Origin of the sequence: Shewanella sp. 6_MG-2023 (genome assembly GCF_030547195.1) — a bacterium.
Taxonomy (GTDB): domain Bacteria; phylum Pseudomonadota; class Gammaproteobacteria; order Enterobacterales; family Shewanellaceae; genus Shewanella.
The window spans coordinates 15,210-32,405 of record NZ_JAUOQU010000034.1 but is presented as its reverse complement, the minus strand read 5'-3'; the positions used below and the strand labels follow the sequence as shown (position 1 = coordinate 32,405).

Sequence of the window (17,196 nt, the reverse complement as noted above, 5' to 3'; positions counted from 1 at the left end):
TTACTACTAAGTTAAAGGTTAAGTAAAGCGGCAGTGTGATGATTGTGAGATTTAACTCAACCCTTAGCTTAGTTAAGTTTTAGCTGAGTTAACTTTCGTAAGCTTCAGCTTAACCCTTAACAGAGCTATTACTATGGTTGAATTAATATGCTTGTTTTAGAGCTTTTCTAATATAGGCAGAATCTTACTGACCTTATCAAAGCATTCTTGATACTCAGCATCGGCATTAGAATCTGCCACTACACCGCCACCGGCCCAGCAATAAATCTTATCTTCTTCAGTCAGCAAGGTTCTAATGGTAATGCTGGTATCCATAGTGCCATCTTGACTGATATAACCAATACTGCCGCAATAAATACTGCGTCTTGATGGCTCTAATTCTTCGATAATTTGCATGGCTCTAATTTTGGGCGCGCCAGTGATAGAACCACCCGGAAAGGCTGCCTTGATAATATCGATGGCAGACAAATTAGCCGCGAGGGTAGCTTCAATGGTGCTGACTAAATGATGCACCGCAGGGAAGCTCTCAATATCAAATAACTTGGGCACATTAACTGTGCTCGCAGTGGCGACTTTACTGATGTCATTACGCAGCAAATCCACAATCATCACGTTTTCAGCGCGATCTTTTACTGAGTGCTGTAACTGCTGGGCTTTTTGTTTATCAATTTCTGCATCTGCTGAGCGAGGCAAGGTGCCCTTAATAGGCTTAGTAGAAATCTTATCACCAGAAAGTTGAATAAATCGCTCTGGCGAAATTGACATTATGCAGTGATTTTCCAATCTCAAGAAGGCTGAAAAAGGGGCTTTATTGGCTGCAGATAACGCGCAATAAGCTTGCCACTCATTGCCATGATAGTTAGCTGAAAACCGCTGAGTTAAATTTATTTGATAGCAATCGCCAGAATGCAAATATTGTTGCACCCTATTAAATTTTTCTTGGTATTGCAGGCTTGTAGTTTGATTCTCCCAAGGGGAGGTTAGTTTGAATTTTGGCTGCGTGGATTTGTTTTTGGTTATTTTTTTAGTTGCGACCTCAATTTTATTCAATGCAGTATCAAGGGCAATTTGGCCTTGATAATGTAAACCAAACCAGCATTGCTGTTGATAGCAATAGATTAAGCAAAAGTCATAAAAACCCACGCTCATTTCAGGCAAGTGAATATCTTGCATAGCGCTGTCTGGCAGTTTTTCTATCACTCTACCCAAGTCATAACTAAAGCTACCTAATGCGCCGCCGCTAAAAGGAAACTTGCATGGCTGTTTTGTCGGGTAAAGTGTTTGCTGCAGCTGAGCTAGATTATCAAAAACAGCTTGCTGACTATCAAAGCTCGCTAGTAACGGGCTTAACGCTTCATCGACAATAGTGAGTTTACTGAGGTTATTTTGATATGTTAAACAAGCAATTGGACTAATAGCAATAATGTCATATTTAGCATCAGTATGGGCTGCGTTGGCCGAATCTAACAGCATAGCCCAAGGCTTGTGGCAGAAATGTTCAAACAAGGTGTGCGTACTAATATTCCAATCCAATTGCTGAATTGCCAGCGATTGCTTGCCCCGAGAATGCATGTTGTAACCTATTTAAAATGTGATGTAGCCCAAAAACGTTGGAAAGAGTATCATATTGTCCCTGAAAGGATTAATAGCTAATTGAAGGCAATTTTAAAATTGCATTCATATAAAAATAAAACAAGTTATGCCGCAATGGCTGCTGGAGCGCCCCTATATGTCTACAAACTCATCTGCTAATGTCGTGATCAAGCAAGCTGACTTTATTGAAAGCATTGCTGATTCTCTGCAGTATATTTCGTACTACCATCCTAAAGATTTCGTTGATGCAATGGCTAAGGCCTACGATCGTGAAGAAAGCGAGGCTGCAAAAGATGCCATCGCACAGATTTTGATTAACTCACGTATGTCAGCAGAAGGTAAACGTCCTTTATGCCAAGACACAGGTATTGTGACCAGTTTTGTCAAAATTGGTATGGCAGTACAGTGGGACAAAACCGATATGACGGTTCAGGAAATGGTAGATGAAGGTGTACGCCAAGCTTACCTGAATCCCGATAACCCTTTACGTGCATCAATCGTTGCCGATCCTGCAGGTACCCGCAAAAACACTCGCGATAACACGCCATCTGTAGTTCATATTGATATGGTGCCAGGTAATCATATTGAAGTCATGATCGCAGCAAAAGGCGGCGGATCAGAAAACAAATCAAAAATGGTGATGTTAAACCCGTCAGATGATATTGCTGCGTGGGTTGAAAAAACCTTACCGACTATGGGCGCAGGTTGGTGTCCGCCAGGTATGTTAGGCATAGGTATTGGTGGCACAGCTGAAAAAGCCGCGGTACTTGCCAAAGAGTCGTTAATGGACCCGGTTGATATCCATGAGCTAATGGAGCGCGGCGCTGAAACCACTGAAGAGAAGCTTCGTTTAGATATCTTTGAACGTGCCAACAATACGGGTATTGGCGCGCAAGGCTTAGGCGGCTTGACCACGGTACTTGATATTAAAATTAAATCAGTGCCGACTCACGCAGCGTCAAAACCTGTGGTAATGATCCCTAACTGCGCAGCAACACGTCACGTGCATTTCCATTTAGATGGCACTGGCCCTGCTGACTTAGTGCCGCCATCATTAGCTGATTGGCCTGAAATTACCCGTGAAGCAGGTGAGAATACTCATCGTGTTAATTTAGACACAGTCACTCAAGCTGAAATCGAAACCTGGAAAAGCGGCGATACCTTATTACTTAACGGTAAAATGCTAACAGGTCGTGATGCGGCTCATAAGCGCATTCAAACCTTGATTGAATCAGGTGAAGGTTTACCTGATGGCGTCGACTTTACTGGTAAATTTATTTACTACGTAGGGCCTGTTGATCCAGTAGGCGATGAAGTTGTGGGCCCTGCAGGCCCAACAACCGCAACCCGTATGGATAAGTTCACTGATCTTATGTTAGATAAAACGGGCTTAATGGGCATGATTGGTAAGTCTGAACGTGGGCCACAAACCGTTGAATCAATCAAAAAACACAAAGCCGTTTATTTAATGGCTGTCGGCGGCGCTGCTTACTTAGTATCTAAAGCGATTAAGAAATCTCGTGTGGTGGCTTTTGAAGACTTAGGTATGGAAGCTATCTATGAATTTGATGTTCAAGATATGCCGGTTACCGTGGCTGTGGATACTCAAGGCGTTAATGCCCATGAAACAGGTCCGGCAATTTGGAAAGTTAATATTGCTAATGCCAAAACCAAATAAGCGTTAATTTTAATTTCACGTTATGGTTTTTGTGGTTAATTTCGTCAAATAGCGCAAATAATCTCGCTCAGGTTTGGATTGTGTCAAAATCCTATTGCCTGAGCGTTTTTGTTTGGGTAGTGTGCTATCAGTACTTATTATTGGTATTTTTGAAACAGTGTACTTTCAGTCTGTAAACTGTTTGATAACAGCATTTCATCGATTAATCATTTTGCTGTGATGTAGCACTAAAAAATAACACAGACATTGGTAACACAACAAAAATTAAAAAGAGAACTTCATCAAATGAAAAAATCGTCAATTTTACTCGCTATTGCAACTGCAGGCTTTGCCTTGTCAGTACAAGCAGCAGAGCCTGCTAAAACCCCCTTTAATGTTCAACAACTTGTAAAGTTGAATAAGCTTCATTCTGCCGCTGTATCAAATGATGGCAGCAAGTTAGTGTATGCCGTTAAGTTAATTGACGAGCAGGGCGACAGCAGCTCTGATTTATACTTACTGGATCTGAGTGATAAAAATGCTAAGCCAGTTCAAATTACCTCACATAAAGGCACTGAACATGACGTAACTTTTAGTGTTGATGGTAAATCAATTTACTTCTTAGCAGCTCGTAACGGTTCTAGTCAGTTATTTAACTTAGCCTTAACTGGTGGCGAAGCGATGCAAGTGACTGACTTACCATTGGATATCAATGGCTATAAGTTATCAAATGACGGCAAACAAGTTGTCATGAACATGCGCGTATTTCCTGACTGTAAAGACTTAGCTTGTACGGTTGATCGTATTGAGGCTGAAGAAAACAAAAAGACCACGGGTCGTGAATACAAACAACTCATGGTTCGCCATTGGGATACATGGGAAGATCACGCTCGTAACCATTTGTTTGTCGGTCAGCTAAATGGCAAGCCAGTAACAGATGTTGTTGATGTTACCCAAGGTTTAGATACTGAAACCCCGCCAAAGCCTTTTTCAGGCATGGAAGAGGTGACCTTTACCGCAGATGGTAAACACATTGTTTATAGCGCCAAAGCCCCAAGCAAAGATCAAGCATGGACGACCAACTATGATCTATGGAAAGTGTCTGTTGCTGGTGGCACGGCTGAAAACCTAACGCCAGATAATAAAGCATGGGATGCACAACCGACTTATTCTAAAGATGGTCGTCAACTGGCTTATCTTGCGATGAGTAAGCCTGGATTTGAAGCTGACCGTTACCGCATTATGTTGCGTGACACAGTTACTGGCGCAGAAAAAGAAGTGGCACCGTTATGGGATCGCAGCACAAGCTCACTGACCTTCAGTGATGATGGCCGCACGCTTTATGTCACGGCGCAAGATGTAGGTCAAGTGACCATCTTTGAAGTTAACACTCAGTTTGGTGATGTCCGTCCGATATACAATGATGGCAGTAACAACCTTGTCGCAGTGACAGAGTCAGGGCTTATTTTCAGCAACAAATCATTAGTTGAGCCGGGCGACTTATATAAAATTAGCCTTGAAGGTGAAAACCTCACCCGTTTAACCAATGTTAATGAAGACAAATTAGCTGAAATTCAATTTGGTGAGTTCCAGCAATTTAACTTCAAAGGTTGGAATAACGAGACAGTACACGGTTACTGGATTAAACCTGCTAATTATGAAGCCGGTAAGAAATACCCAATCGCATACTTAGTTCACGGTGGCCCGCAAGGTTCATTTGGTAACTCATTCAGTGGTCGCTGGAATGCACAACTTTGGGCTGGCGCAGGTTATGGTGTGGTTATGGTCGACTTCCATGGCTCAACCGGTTATGGACAAGCCTTTACTGATTCAATCACCCAAGATTGGGGTGGTAAACCGCTTGAAGACTTGCAAAAAGGCCTAGCAGCGGTTGGTCAGCAACAAAAATGGCTAGATACCGATAATGCCTGTGCATTAGGTGGCTCATATGGCGGCTACATGATGAACTGGATCCAAGGTAACTGGAGCGATGGCTTTAAGTGTCTTGTAAACCACGCTGGTTTATTTGATATGCGTAGCATGTACCACGTAACAGAAGAGCTTTGGTTTCCTGAGTATGAATTTGGTGGTACATACACTGAAAATAAAGAACTATATGAGAAGTTCAATCCAGTAAACTATGTTGAAAACTGGAACACACCAATGTTAGTGATCCACGGTGAGAAAGACTACCGCGTGCCTTATGGGCAAGGACTAGCGGCATTTACATACATGCAGCGCAATAACATTCCATCAGAGCTATTAATGTTCCCTGATGAGAACCATTGGATCTTAAATCAAGATAACCTACAGCAGTGGTACAAAAACGTACTAGGTTGGATGGATCGCTGGACTGAAAACAAATAGTTTTACGGTTAGGCGAACAAAAAAGAGATGCTATTTAGCATCTCTTTTTTTATGGGCTGAAAAATTAATTACTCTGAAATGGGTAATTTTTCAGCTAGATAGTTTCGAGGCTTGTTTTATCGACTATATTGAGTTCTGTAGATGGGCACTTTTGAGCCGTTTTAGTAATACATACAAGGTAAGTTAATCTTCTGCGTGAACCCGTCATTTTTCGATGACCATTTTTATGACAGATCCTAGTACGTTTACTCATAGTGTTTACCCATAGTGATTTCAATCTACTTACTGTCGTTAATAACGCCGATTAAGTAACTAACATTCAATAATGAGGTTTATTGTAACAGTACAAAGCTTGATGATGAATTTTTATAGCGCTTTTTTACTCGATTATGTCATTAAATTTCATTTATGTCGTAAGTGGTGTTTGTAGACATTGAATTTTGTTAATTGGCTCCGAAAAGCTATTGTCGTAAAAGTAAATTAAGGTCAGATTAGGTTTATTATTAACTAGCTCATATTTGTAAGAAAATACATTTGTAAAATGCATAAAAAGCAGTAGAGTTGCGCGATTATTTTTTTGACCACAAAACCATTGATATAGAGGGTAAGCTCGTGGATTTAATGCTTTACGTTAAGTTTTTCTTAGGATTGATAGCAATTATCAACCCTGTGGGCTTATTGCCTGTGTTTGTGACCTTAACCAGTCACCAAACTGAGGTAGAACGTAACCATACAGGTAAAGTGGCAAACTTTGCCGTGGTGATTATTTTGTTAACCACGATTTTTATTGGAGAGCATATTTTAAATATGTTCAGTATCTCTTTATCAGCCTTTAGAATTGCCGGTGGCAGTTTGATTGCCATCATCGCGATGTCTATGCTGCAGGGTAAATTGAGCCAAGTGAAACGTAACCAAGAAGAAGACCGTGAAGCATCAGGCATGGAGTCGGTTGCTGTGGTACCACTGGCATTGCCATTAATGGCTGGTCCTGGCGCCATTAGTTCAGTTATTGTATTTTCTTCTACTAATAACTCTTTGGTGGACATGATAGGTATGTCCATTACGGTGATTATTTTTGGTTTAATGAGTTTTGGTTTGTTCAGAATGGCACCGATTATTTTTAAGTTGCTGGGTACAACAGGCATTAACGTCATCACGCGTTTAATGGGGCTGCTAATGCTTTCAATTGGTATTGAAGTGATAGCTGCCGGTATTAAAGGTTTATTCCCAACGCTAATGAGTTAATAACGTGCTTTATTTAATCAATCGAGCAACGGAATTGCTCGATTTGAACAGCAAACGTCCAAGAGTTTGTAAAACATCGATTTCTGCTTGACCTCAAATACGCATTTGCGTAAAGTACCGCTCGTTCTACAACATAAGGTTTTTCATAATTACCTTATATTCAATAGTGTTAGCTTATAGCAGTATAGATAAATAGAACCGTGCCACTCACACGTTAAAATGATTGCAACAAATTAGGTGACGTGTCCGAGTGGCTGAAGGAGCACGCCTGGAAAGTGTGTAAAGGGCAACCTTTCGAGAGTTCGAATCTCTCCGTCACCGCCAAATTCCTCCAAGCTATTTTTATTTAAATCCCCAAGTTATTATTTAAACTTCTAAGTTATTTATTAAACCCTCAAGTAATTCTTTAATTTCAAAAATTGATTTGTTTTAGCAAACTCAGTATCAAAACCTAGGATTTTTATTAATGCTTAGTATTTTTATACTGACATCAGCAATTAATCGTCACTTTAAAATTATTCCTCATCATGACTTTGTCAGTCTTAACACTGTTTTATCATCTACATTTAGTGTCGTCGATATGAATTTGATAAGTCACAGCGTGGCTTATTCGAGTATTATGCCTTTCAAATCTGCTACTTATTTATTGTATTAGTTCAATGGTTTAGTTAAAATAATTTAGCGCTTCATACGAGATTTAACAGCGCTTAATGGATTTAGCCATTTTATTAAAGGGATAATATATGTTCGCACAATTTTTTATCGTTATTGTAGGCTTAGCCAGTTTGGTTGGAGGAATACAAGGTGGTGATTACTTATGGGCTTTTTGTGGGCTGATTATGTTTACAACTTCGGCTGTAACACTCTATTGCCTTAAAACGGGTAAGGTATTTGGCGACGATAAAAACACCCAATAAATGATTCACTTGAACGATTAAAGCAAATACTTTTAAGGATAATAATGATGAAATGGCTATTTATTTGTCTATTTACTTGCCTATTGGCGCTGACAAGTGTGTTACCCGTCGGGGCAAATGATACTGTCATTCAGCGCGCTTATGAGTCTAAAAGCGGCGATGTTCAAGTTAACGGCAGTGGTCGTGTGGTTCATATTCTTGCTGATGATAATCAAGGCTCAAGGCATCAAAAATTCATTCTAAAACTCAATAGTGGCTTAACCTTGCTGGTAGCCCACAATATTGATTTAGCCCCGAGAGTTTCAAATTTGCGTGTTGGTGACCTTGTTGAGTTTTATGGTGAATATGAATGGAGCAAAAAAGGCGGGGTGATCCATTGGACCCATGCAGATCCTGCAGGGCGACACGCCGAAGGCTGGTTAAAGCATGATGGTACACTTTATAAGTGATTTTTCTATTTAAAACTCGATAAACCAGATGGTTAGCTACTTTTTACTATCAAATTTATTGGCATTTTAATATGATTAGATAGTTAGGCATTATTATGCCTTTTTTACGTTATAAATTATCAAAAGGACTGATAATGCTTAAATATATTTTTATAATAATTGTTGGATTTGCTTGCTATAAAACATTTTTTTCTACAGATACTAAATCCGAACCTTCGTGGAGTGAGGTTTATTCTGATGAGCATAAGTTTCAAGTTCAGTTTCCGCATCAGCCTAAAGAAGAATTTAAACAGGTAAATTTACCTGGATTAGGGAAAATAGAGCTAACTAGTTACATTATAAGAAGTCCTGAATTAACTTGTACAGTTATCATCTCTGATTATAAAGGACAAGCAGAAGTATTAGGAAGTGTCTATGACGTCATTGATGTCGCTAGAAGGGACTTGCTTAAAGGCTTTGGTGGCAGCATCACAAAAGAAGACTACATCTACAATCAAAATGTCAGCGGTTACGAGTTTTATATGCTAACAAATAACAATAAACTACTTCAGTCTAGAGTTTATAAGTACGAAAACAAAGCCTATAACCTTACATGCCAATATAAAGAGAATGAGGTTAATAGAAATAAAGTAAACCAATTAATGCAATCATTTACTTTTATTTAAATTATTCTTTAGTTTTTCATTAGTTGTAATATGGACTAACTATCTCTCAGATTCACATTACCACTGAAAAAGGGATTAAGTTCAAGGAAGAAGTATGAATGATACAATAGTATTGCCAGCCATATTAAAGCATATCTTAATCAAAGGTGTTTTGCTTTGGGGGATCTCAACTGCGATTTTATTCCAGTTGATTATGCACTTAACAGGAGAAGAACACTTTTTTGATGGCATAGTGCTATCTTTAATTACTTTTCCTATTGGTGGTATTTTTTATGGTTATTTAACTTGGCGATTGCAGCATAAATCAAAAAAATAGCTTTATATATTATAACGGCCATATAGGTCGTTCATTTAGTGGAGTAAAGCTTGAACATTACTAGAGATAGCGTACTAACGCTGGCGACATTTTTCTCACTGGTTATCGTATTTTATGTTGTAGGCTACTGGTTAATTTTTAGGATGGGTCAAGCAACACCGCTAATGCTCTCTGTTGGCGCTGCCACTATCTTAACGTGTATTATTCGTAAGCGGAGCCTTTCAGGTCTTGGTTGGTACTGGGGGCAGTGGAAATACCAATGGCTAAGTTATCTTGTTCCTTTTGCCATCGCGTTAATGGCATACCTGTTGGTTTGGTTATTAGGTGTCGCAGACTTTTATGATGCTGATTTCTTGTTTACACAAAAACAAAAGTACAATTTAGTTCATTGGAACGACGCCAGTATATTTTTATTTCATTTTATATTAGTTGCGACAATCAGTTTTTTTGTGTCTTTACCTTCGATATTAGGCGAGGAGATTGGCTGGCGTGGTCTACTTGTGCCTGAGCTGTCTAAGTTTATGTCTTTCACTGGTGTTGCCCTCGTGAGTGGATTGGTTTGGTCCGTATGGCATTGGCCACTGATCATCAAAGGCTTATATGGAAATGATGTCACTCCTTTATATTATCAGCTCATCATTTTCAGTGTTTTTATCATTTCAACTGGGATGATAATGACTTATCTGCGGTTGAAAACAGGTAGTTTGTGGACTGGGGTGATATACCACATGAGTTCAAATATTTTTATTCAAAAAGTATTTACACCGATTACGCTGCAAAAAGCCGATTCGAGTTGGTATATGGATGAATTTGGTGTCATTACTGCGCTGGTAGCAGCTTGTGCTGCGTTTTATTTTTGGCGCAAAGGCAGGGTTGAATTCAATGACTTGAAAACGCTTTAAATTAAAAATGACAAATGCTATCTACGCATTTTAAACATTTATCTCTAGTCGATATTTAAGCGCTTACTCATAGTCAATTTTTGAATCGCTGATATGGCTTAACAATAAGCCATATCACTGGTTGATAAAACAGCCCAATCACTTCAAAAAAGCAGAATTTCAAATGCTTGGCCATTTATGCGCTAAAGTTAACTAGACTTTAAACTTAGTTGCTAATCCGACTAAACCTTAGCAGACATTTTAGCCAGAACGTTTAACTCATAGTGTGTCAGGTCACATCAAGGGCAGCTTTTGCCAGAATAGACAGCAAGTTGCCGCTAAATAAAGTAAAATAACCTTTCATGTACTAATGAAGTTTGTTCTAAATGAGGATTAATGAATAGCAATAACGATAAATATAGTATAGACAATACCGATTACACAGTCGGACAAGATAACATTCAAAAGTGGGGCTTTGACGTCCACAACCCTGTTTTTGGGATCAGCGCCTCCTTAATTGGACTCTTCTTAATCGCCATTCTCTTGGTTGAACCAGAAACATCAAAATCTGTATTAGATGGCATAAAATGGAAAATTATAGGTACTTTTGATGGCCTATTTATGTGGTCTGCCAATCTGTTTGTGTTGTTTTGTTTGGCAATGATCATTTCGCCATTTGGTAAAATTCGCTTAGGTGGTGATGAAGCCAAGGCCGATTACTCAATGTTGTCATGGATAGCCATGCTATTTGCCGCGGGAATGGGCATTGGTTTAATGTTTTGGGGGGTAGCAGAGCCTGTAGCTTATTTCACTGGCTGGTATGAAACACCACTTAATGTCGAGCCAAACACACCTGAAGCTGCGAAGTTAGCACTGGGTGCCACCATGTTCCATTGGGGCTTACATCCATGGGCCATTTACGGTGTAGTATCACTATCACTTGCTTTTTTCGCTTATAATAAAGGCTTACCGCTTTCAATGCGTTCAGTTTTTTACCCAATATTGGGCGATAGAACTTGGGGTTGGCCAGGCCACGTTGTTGACATTTTAGCGGTACTTGCCACTTTATTTGGTCTGGCGACATCCCTCGGCCTTGGGGCTCAACAGGCTGCCAGTGGTTTTCACCATGTATTTGGTATGGATAATGGCTTAATGCTGCAAGTCGGCATTATCGTGATAGTGACGTTAATTGCTGTGGTTTCTGTGGTTCGCGGTATTGACGGTGGTGTAAAAGTTATCAGTAATGTCAATATGTTGTTGGCGCTGGCATTAATGTTATTTGTTATATTAGTGAGTTTTGCGGTTTCTATGGGTACCATTCCCATGACCGTAATGGGCTACATTGAAAATATCATTCCTTTAAGTAACCCAATGGGTCGTGATGACGAAGCTTGGATGCATGGTTGGACCGTGTTTTATTGGTCTTGGTGGATATCATGGTCTCCTTTTGTAGGTATGTTTATAGCGCGTATTTCCCGTGGCCGTACCATCCGTGAATTTATGATGGCTGTATTGATTGTACCTACAGTGGTGACAACCTTGTGGATGTCAGTATTCGGTGGCGTTGCGATTGATCAAGTGGTCAACAAGATTGGTACCTTAGGTGAGAAAGGCTTAACAGAAGTGCCTTTAGCGATGTTTGAGATGTTTGATGCATTGCCAATGGGCAATATATTATCGTTATTGGCCGTTGTATTGGTACTCGTATTCTTTGTAACCTCATCAGATTCTGGTTCACTGGTGATTGATAGCATCACATCAGGTGGTAAAGTCGATGCACCCGTTCCTCAGCGTGTATTCTGGGCCTTTATTGAAGGTGCGATTGCTGCGGGTCTACTTTGGGTTGGTGGCACCCAAGCCATTGAAGCCCTGCAGGCTGGTGCGATTTCAACGGCTTTACCATTTACCATTATTTTATTGGTGATGTGTGTCAGTTTGATTATGGGTCTGCGAACTGAAAAAAGGCCTGGGTTAAGGAGCTAACCTAAACCTAAATCAAAACCAAAGCCCAGTTTCACTTGTCATTATTCAAGTGAAACTGGGCTTATTCGATCTATACCCATAGCTTTTTTATCGGTGTGTCTGGGCTAAAGTGGTACTGAATTTGAGCTTGCAGTAATTCAGCGGTTGCGATGGCATCGGTTAATGCATCGTGTGGTGGATAGGTGGGTAGATTGTATCGGCTACGACTATTAGCAAGTCGAATTGATGCTGGGCGAGTGTTTCTCAGCCAATCTAAAAAGCTTCGGGGTTTTGCCTGTTGAATATTAGCTTCGAGCTGCATGGTATCAACTACAGGGAATACAATCCCTTCGTTTATTAAACTGCGAAGTGCGGCGTCAAAAAAATCTCGTTCTATTCTGCGATAATGCACTACCACAATTTTGCCTGCCAACTCATCTAATAGTTGTTCTAAAATTCGGAGTAAATCAGGTGCGCCTTTTAAGTCTGAATGGGTAATACCATGGATGATGATGGAGTCTTCTTTGAGTTTATCTTCTGGTGAGATAAACCAATGTTTCGCCTTTCGACAGGCGATGCGATCTAAGGTAAACGGCACCAAACCTATACTAATGATGCTGTTTTGGTTGGCATCTAAGCCAGTTGTTTCGAAATCTACAGCGACAAATTCAATATCTTTCAGTTTGATTTCTTCGTGGTAAGTGCTGGCATTATAGAATTTTTTTAATCTGCTATCTTTACTTTCTTTGGCTTTGATTTGCAAAAAAGCTTTCCAGTTTAAAATTTCTTGGTTTGTAAAAAGTCGCATTAATTATCCTTGCATGCTGCTAGCACTGTAGCGGAACTTTAAAAAGTTTTGCGCACTGCTTAGTACCAAAAAAGCATCTTTTAAATTACGTCTTTCAAAATCAGACATGTTTTCAGGTTCAATATTATTATCAGGTTCTTGATCCGATTGAATATCTAATGCTTGATGGCGAATGCGAACTAAAGAGATAAACTCCATTGCATGCTGTAAATCTTTACCTTTTGACGGCGGTAAAATTCCGGCTTCGATAATGTCTTCTAAGCGATCAAATGAATTTTGCGATTGTGAGCCAATGGCGAGGGCGTGGACACGGATAAGATCAGCTAATGGCGCGGTGCCACGGCGCTTTAAATTAATTGAGTTGTTATGGCGACCGTCTTTTTCCATGACAAAGTCTTTAAAAAAGCCCAGTGGTGGGGTGCGATTAATGGCGTTTCTTGCAAGGCAGGCTAAAAAGCGATTATTCTTTTTTGCTTTTCTGAGTATAAAGGCGTTGAGCTGTTCAGCCCATTTGGGTCTACCGTATACCCCATAAAGATCAAAAAAGATTGAGCAGTTTAATAGTGCTTGAGGCTTTGGATTATCAATCCAGTCGGCAAAACACTCTTCCCATTGGGATTGGGTTTTTCGATACTCTGGATTTGTTGCCATTATGTCACCGGTGCAATAAGTGTAGCCACAGGCAGCTAAACCATCACATACATAGGTGGCTAATTGCTTAAAGTATTCACCATGAAGTGATTCTTGATATTGATTATCTAAAATAATCGCATTATCTTGATCCGTTACAATAAGTTGCTCATCACGAGCCATAGAGCCTAATGCTAAAAAACAATAGGGCACGGGTGGCGGTCCTAATCTTTCTTCAGCCAACTCCAGTAAACGCTGCTTAAAACTTCTACCAATTTCAGACATGGCGCGACCCACCATGTGTGAGTTTGCATCTTCGTTGACCATACGCACAAAACAATCTTTAAGCTGATGTGACAAGATAATTAAGTCATCAATACTGTTTTGCTGAAAAATACTGCTAACAATCAATAAGCTGTTTTGGGATTCATAGCGAATAATGTCACTGACTTCAATTAAACCAATAGGTTGTTTGTTTTTTAATATCGGTAAGTGATGAACGTTATACCTGAGCATCAGCAGCATGGCTTCAAAAATATAGGCGTTATGATCTAAAGAGATAAGCTCGGTGGACATGACCTCTGCAACTTGGGTTTCTACATCTAACCCTTGGGCGAGCACCTTTGCACATAGATCTCGCTCAGTGATGATTCCCACAAAGCTATTACCACCTTCATCGGCAAGATTGGGGTCGTTAATAATGGCCGCTGATACATGCTCTTCAGACATGGTTTTAGCCACGTTTTGAATGGTGGTAGTAATGGGTAGCATCACAGGTTCGCGACTCAGTAGCGTTTTAACCTTCGAAGTAGTGAGTGAGTTAGCATCGTCGCTATTGTCCTCAACCGCTTGCTGTAAACGAATGCTACCTTCGACCTCAACAAAGTCAGCAAAGGTGTCATAGCGCTCGCAAAAGTCTTCAAAAATACTTTCAGGAATACAGTAGAGTAGGGAGTCTTTGAGGGATTTTGCAGGTAAGCGTACTTTATTATTGGTCAGTAGCCCCATTTGGCCGAATAAGCCTCCTTGATCAAGGCGGTTATACAGTTCCCCTGAACGTCGGTAAACCTCCACGACACCACTGCGGATCATATAAAGTTCGTGTATTTTATCATTAAAATCAATGATCATACTGTTAGCACGACTATAGGATATCTCGACACTTTGTGATACTTCAATTAATGCCTCTTCTGGCAATTGATCAAAAGGTGGGTACTGGCGGATGAAGTTACGAATTTCAAGTAGCTCGACTTCCATTATTCGCTCGATATTAGGGGGATTTGAATAGATGTTAACTAGTATATGGCATATATAGGTGATCTGCAGCTTGGTGGGTCGCAGACTGGTATTAATATCTAAATATTTTCATCGTTTTAAAATAATAGCAGCGAAATATCGTTAATCTTTAACCATTCAATCAAGTCTGTTGTAAAAGCTTAGTCATGGTCATACAGTCGATTTTATGTCTTTGCTCATTAGCGGCTAAAAACCACCTCTAGGTCTTTTTAATGGTGGATAAAATAGATGCCGCGCCCTCGTAGAAGCCAAATTAGCCTAGAACTATTACCAACGAGATAACCCTTATTGCCATTGTTGCAGCCGTGTGGTTGGCCGTGCATTCTTTTAGAGTAAAGAGTATGTGGTGATGATAAATACACAGGTAACAACTATGACCACAGACGTGGCTGGGTTGAATCACTCATTCTTTAACTGACAGATGTGTTTGCCATTGATGTGGCGGCTTATGCGGTGATGTCTAATCATCTGCATGTGGTGTTACACATTGATATTGAAACAGTAAATAACTGGAGTGACCGCGATGTGGTGATGTAATGGCATAAGTTGTTTAAAGGCGATGGGTTAACCCAAAAATTTGCTAAAGGTCAGCTCATTGAACCTCACGAGGTAGTAAGGTAAAAGCACAGCATCGCTATTTACCGTAGCCGCTTATGTGACATCTCTTGGTTTATGCGCTGCTTGAATGAACCGATAGCCAGACAAGCCAATCAAGAGGATAACTGCTCGGGTCGATTTTGGGAGGGCAGGTTTAAATCTCAAGCGCTTTTAGATGAAGCGGCAGTTTTAGCCAGTATGGCCTATGTGGACTTAAACCCTATACGCGCAAATATGGCCGCCACACCAGAGCAATCAGACTACACCAGTATCCAACAACGAGTAAAAGCGGCAATAAAAGGTGAGCAGCGTAAAACCTTGTTGCCATTTATTGGTAATGAACGTGCTAACCAGCCCAAAGGCATTGCATTTTCATTAAAGGATTACCTTGAACTAGTGGATGATACAGGGCGCATTATTCGTGATGATAAACGCGGTGCAATCAGTCAAAGCAGTGCGAAGTTACTCACCAGGCTAATATTCCACAACAAAACTGGCTTAAAATCACCACCGAATTTGGTCAGCTATTTCATGGCCCAGTGGGCTCACTGCAAGAGCTAACACAATACTGTGAGCATTTACAAAAACGGCGACGGCACTTTGCTACAAGCTGCCAGCATTTTCAGTAAGCAGGTACGTTAAATAGGTTCAATATAACTAATATCACCAAAGTTAAACACTCAAAACCATCATCCTTGCATGGTTGCAAAGTGACGGCTTAAAAACGGTAAATTAAGCCGAAAACACTCAAATATCATCATTATCAACCTTCAAAGCCCACAACCAAACGCCGCGGGCTACTTAATCAAGCATGTTCACTTGTACATAGTTGAAAAGGTCGTTATGTTATTGATTGATAATGGCTGTCTAGTTTGTTTCGTTTTATTTTTTTTAGTAAAGATGGCTGGCGCATAAAGTTATTCTGTCAGCTACTAACAAGCTGCTAAATCCAGGTTCACCAAGGTTGTCACGCCATTGCTGAGCAAATAGCCCGCCAGCATATGGTCCACTTATTAGCAGGGCGTTATGCGTTTGTAGAAATGATAGGTAATTATTATGGATGATTTAGTAAACTCATTACAAGATATCGGTTTTAAAGCCAAAGTCAGAAAAGGAAAAGTTTTGGTTACACTTGACGGGCTGTCCAATCCAGTTTCAATAGTGAAAGATATTGCCGCCGATGAATACAAGGTGAAAACGAATGACTCGATTCAAGCGATAATGGCTTTTATTTTACTATTTTTTGGCCTATTCGGTGTTTTAGCGGACAATGATTTAAAATTTACAAACGCTGCACTTATTTCAATAGCAATGTTCTCTTTCATCACCGTGTTACTTACAGAGTTCAAAGTAAATAATCTGCGCTCTGCGATAGCGGAAATCAATCGTGGAAGATGCGCATAGCAAAGCGTTTAAGAGGGATTCTTGCCGCGTGGCATTTTTTGTATGCGGTGATTTTTGTGGTGAAATTGGTCTGCGGAAAGTTGGTTTAGGCGGCACTCACCCCTTAACGCAGCGTTAACGGCATGACAGAAGAACAAGCCATTGAGTTAATGACTAACGAGGCGTTCCAGCAGCAAGCTGAAGCAGAAGGAAAGTGGCGCAGGGCAACATTAAGCCAAGTGCAACTAACCAGTTACTACTCTGGCTATCGTGAAATTTATGATTTACGTGAAGAACTAAAACAAACACAGGGTGAAGACTTCGATTTAAAGAGCTTCCATGAACAATTTTTAAGTTATGGCAGTGCACCAGTAAAATATATTAAGCAATTAATGGTTAACTAATTATGGCAATAAGCCATCAATGTAAG

The 17,196-nt window shown here is 40.2% G+C and carries 13 protein-coding genes, 1 tRNA gene and 2 pseudogenes; 13 read left to right on the top strand and 3 right to left on the bottom strand.

From position 1 onward, the window contains the following. Nucleotides 1–156 precede the first annotated feature (156 nt). Nucleotides 157–1,572, bottom strand: a complete 1,416-nt coding sequence (pabB, locus tag Q4533_RS16965; protein WP_303503459.1) for an aminodeoxychorismate synthase component I — start codon at nt 1,570–1,572, stop codon at nt 157–159. Between the two features lie 157 nt (nt 1,573–1,729). Between pabB and Q4533_RS16960 the strand changes: the two genes are divergently transcribed. From Q4533_RS16960 to Q4533_RS16915, 10 genes are all read left to right on the top strand, one after another. Continuing rightward, a complete protein-coding gene (locus Q4533_RS16960; RefSeq protein WP_102438146.1) occupies nt 1,730–3,271 on the top strand; it encodes a fumarate hydratase in 1,542 nt (513 codons plus the stop codon). Between the two features lie 285 nt (nt 3,272–3,556). Beyond that, nucleotides 3,557–5,617, top strand: coding sequence for a S9 family peptidase (locus Q4533_RS16955; protein WP_303503454.1), 2,061 nt, complete (start codon nt 3,557–3,559; stop codon nt 5,615–5,617). A gap of 612 nt (nt 5,618–6,229) precedes the next feature. Then, nucleotides 6,230–6,862 carry a YchE family NAAT transporter gene (locus Q4533_RS16950; RefSeq protein ID WP_102438165.1) on the top strand — a complete coding sequence of 211 codons (633 nt, stop codon included), beginning with the start codon at nt 6,230–6,232 and terminating at the stop codon, nt 6,860–6,862. Between the two features lie 236 nt (nt 6,863–7,098). Then, nucleotides 7,099–7,186: transfer RNA gene (locus Q4533_RS16945), tRNA-Ser, on the top strand. A gap of 419 nt (nt 7,187–7,605) precedes the next feature. After that, nucleotides 7,606–7,779: a hypothetical protein gene (locus Q4533_RS16940; protein WP_303446195.1), complete on the top strand. Its 174-nt coding sequence runs from the start codon at nt 7,606–7,608 to the stop codon at nt 7,777–7,779. 47 nt (nt 7,780–7,826) lie between these two features. Further along, the gene (locus tag Q4533_RS16935) at nt 7,827–8,228 is read left to right on the top strand and encodes a DUF3465 domain-containing protein (protein ID WP_303503470.1); all 402 of its coding nucleotides are present in this window, start codon (nt 7,827–7,829) and stop codon (nt 8,226–8,228) included. Nucleotides 8,229–8,323: 95 nt separating this feature from the next. After that, on the top strand, nt 8,324–8,893 hold the full coding sequence (locus Q4533_RS16930; protein ID WP_303503452.1) for a hypothetical protein: 570 nt from the start codon (nt 8,324–8,326) through the stop codon (nt 8,891–8,893). A 94-nt stretch (nt 8,894–8,987) separates the two neighbouring features. Beyond that, nucleotides 8,988–9,209, top strand: a complete 222-nt coding sequence (locus Q4533_RS16925; protein WP_102530920.1) for a hypothetical protein — start codon at nt 8,988–8,990, stop codon at nt 9,207–9,209. 50 nt (nt 9,210–9,259) lie between these two features. Beyond that, a complete protein-coding gene (locus Q4533_RS16920) occupies nt 9,260–10,111 on the top strand; it encodes a CPBP family intramembrane glutamic endopeptidase (RefSeq protein WP_303503448.1) in 852 nt (283 codons plus the stop codon). A gap of 375 nt (nt 10,112–10,486) precedes the next feature. Beyond that, nucleotides 10,487–12,073 carry a BCCT family transporter gene (locus tag Q4533_RS16915; protein ID WP_102436208.1) on the top strand — a complete coding sequence of 529 codons (1,587 nt, stop codon included), beginning with the start codon at nt 10,487–10,489 and terminating at the stop codon, nt 12,071–12,073. Nucleotides 12,074–12,143: 70 nt separating this feature from the next. On the opposite strand, the gene Q4533_RS16910 is transcribed toward Q4533_RS16915, so the two are convergent. After that, a complete protein-coding gene (locus tag Q4533_RS16910; protein WP_102436210.1) occupies nt 12,144–12,860 on the bottom strand; it encodes a 3'-5' exonuclease in 717 nt (238 codons plus the stop codon). A gap of 3 nt (nt 12,861–12,863) precedes the next feature. Further along, nucleotides 12,864–14,747: a DUF294 nucleotidyltransferase-like domain-containing protein gene (locus Q4533_RS16905; RefSeq protein ID WP_303503443.1), complete on the bottom strand. Its 1,884-nt coding sequence runs from the start codon at nt 14,745–14,747 to the stop codon at nt 12,864–12,866. A 267-nt stretch (nt 14,748–15,014) separates the two neighbouring features. Here Q4533_RS16905 and Q4533_RS16900 point away from each other — a divergent pair. The 3 genes and pseudogenes from Q4533_RS16900 to Q4533_RS16890 all read left to right on the top strand — a co-directional run. Next, nucleotides 15,015–16,012 (top strand): annotated as a pseudogene (locus tag Q4533_RS16900) (transposase). 427 nt (nt 16,013–16,439) lie between these two features. After that, complete coding sequence (locus Q4533_RS16895; protein ID WP_102436214.1) at nt 16,440–16,787, top strand: hypothetical protein; 348 nt, start codon at nt 16,440–16,442, stop codon at nt 16,785–16,787. Between the two features lie 53 nt (nt 16,788–16,840). After that, nucleotides 16,841–17,170: pseudogene (locus Q4533_RS16890) on the top strand (DUF885 family protein); the annotation flags it as partial. Nucleotides 17,171–17,196 lie beyond the last annotated feature (26 nt).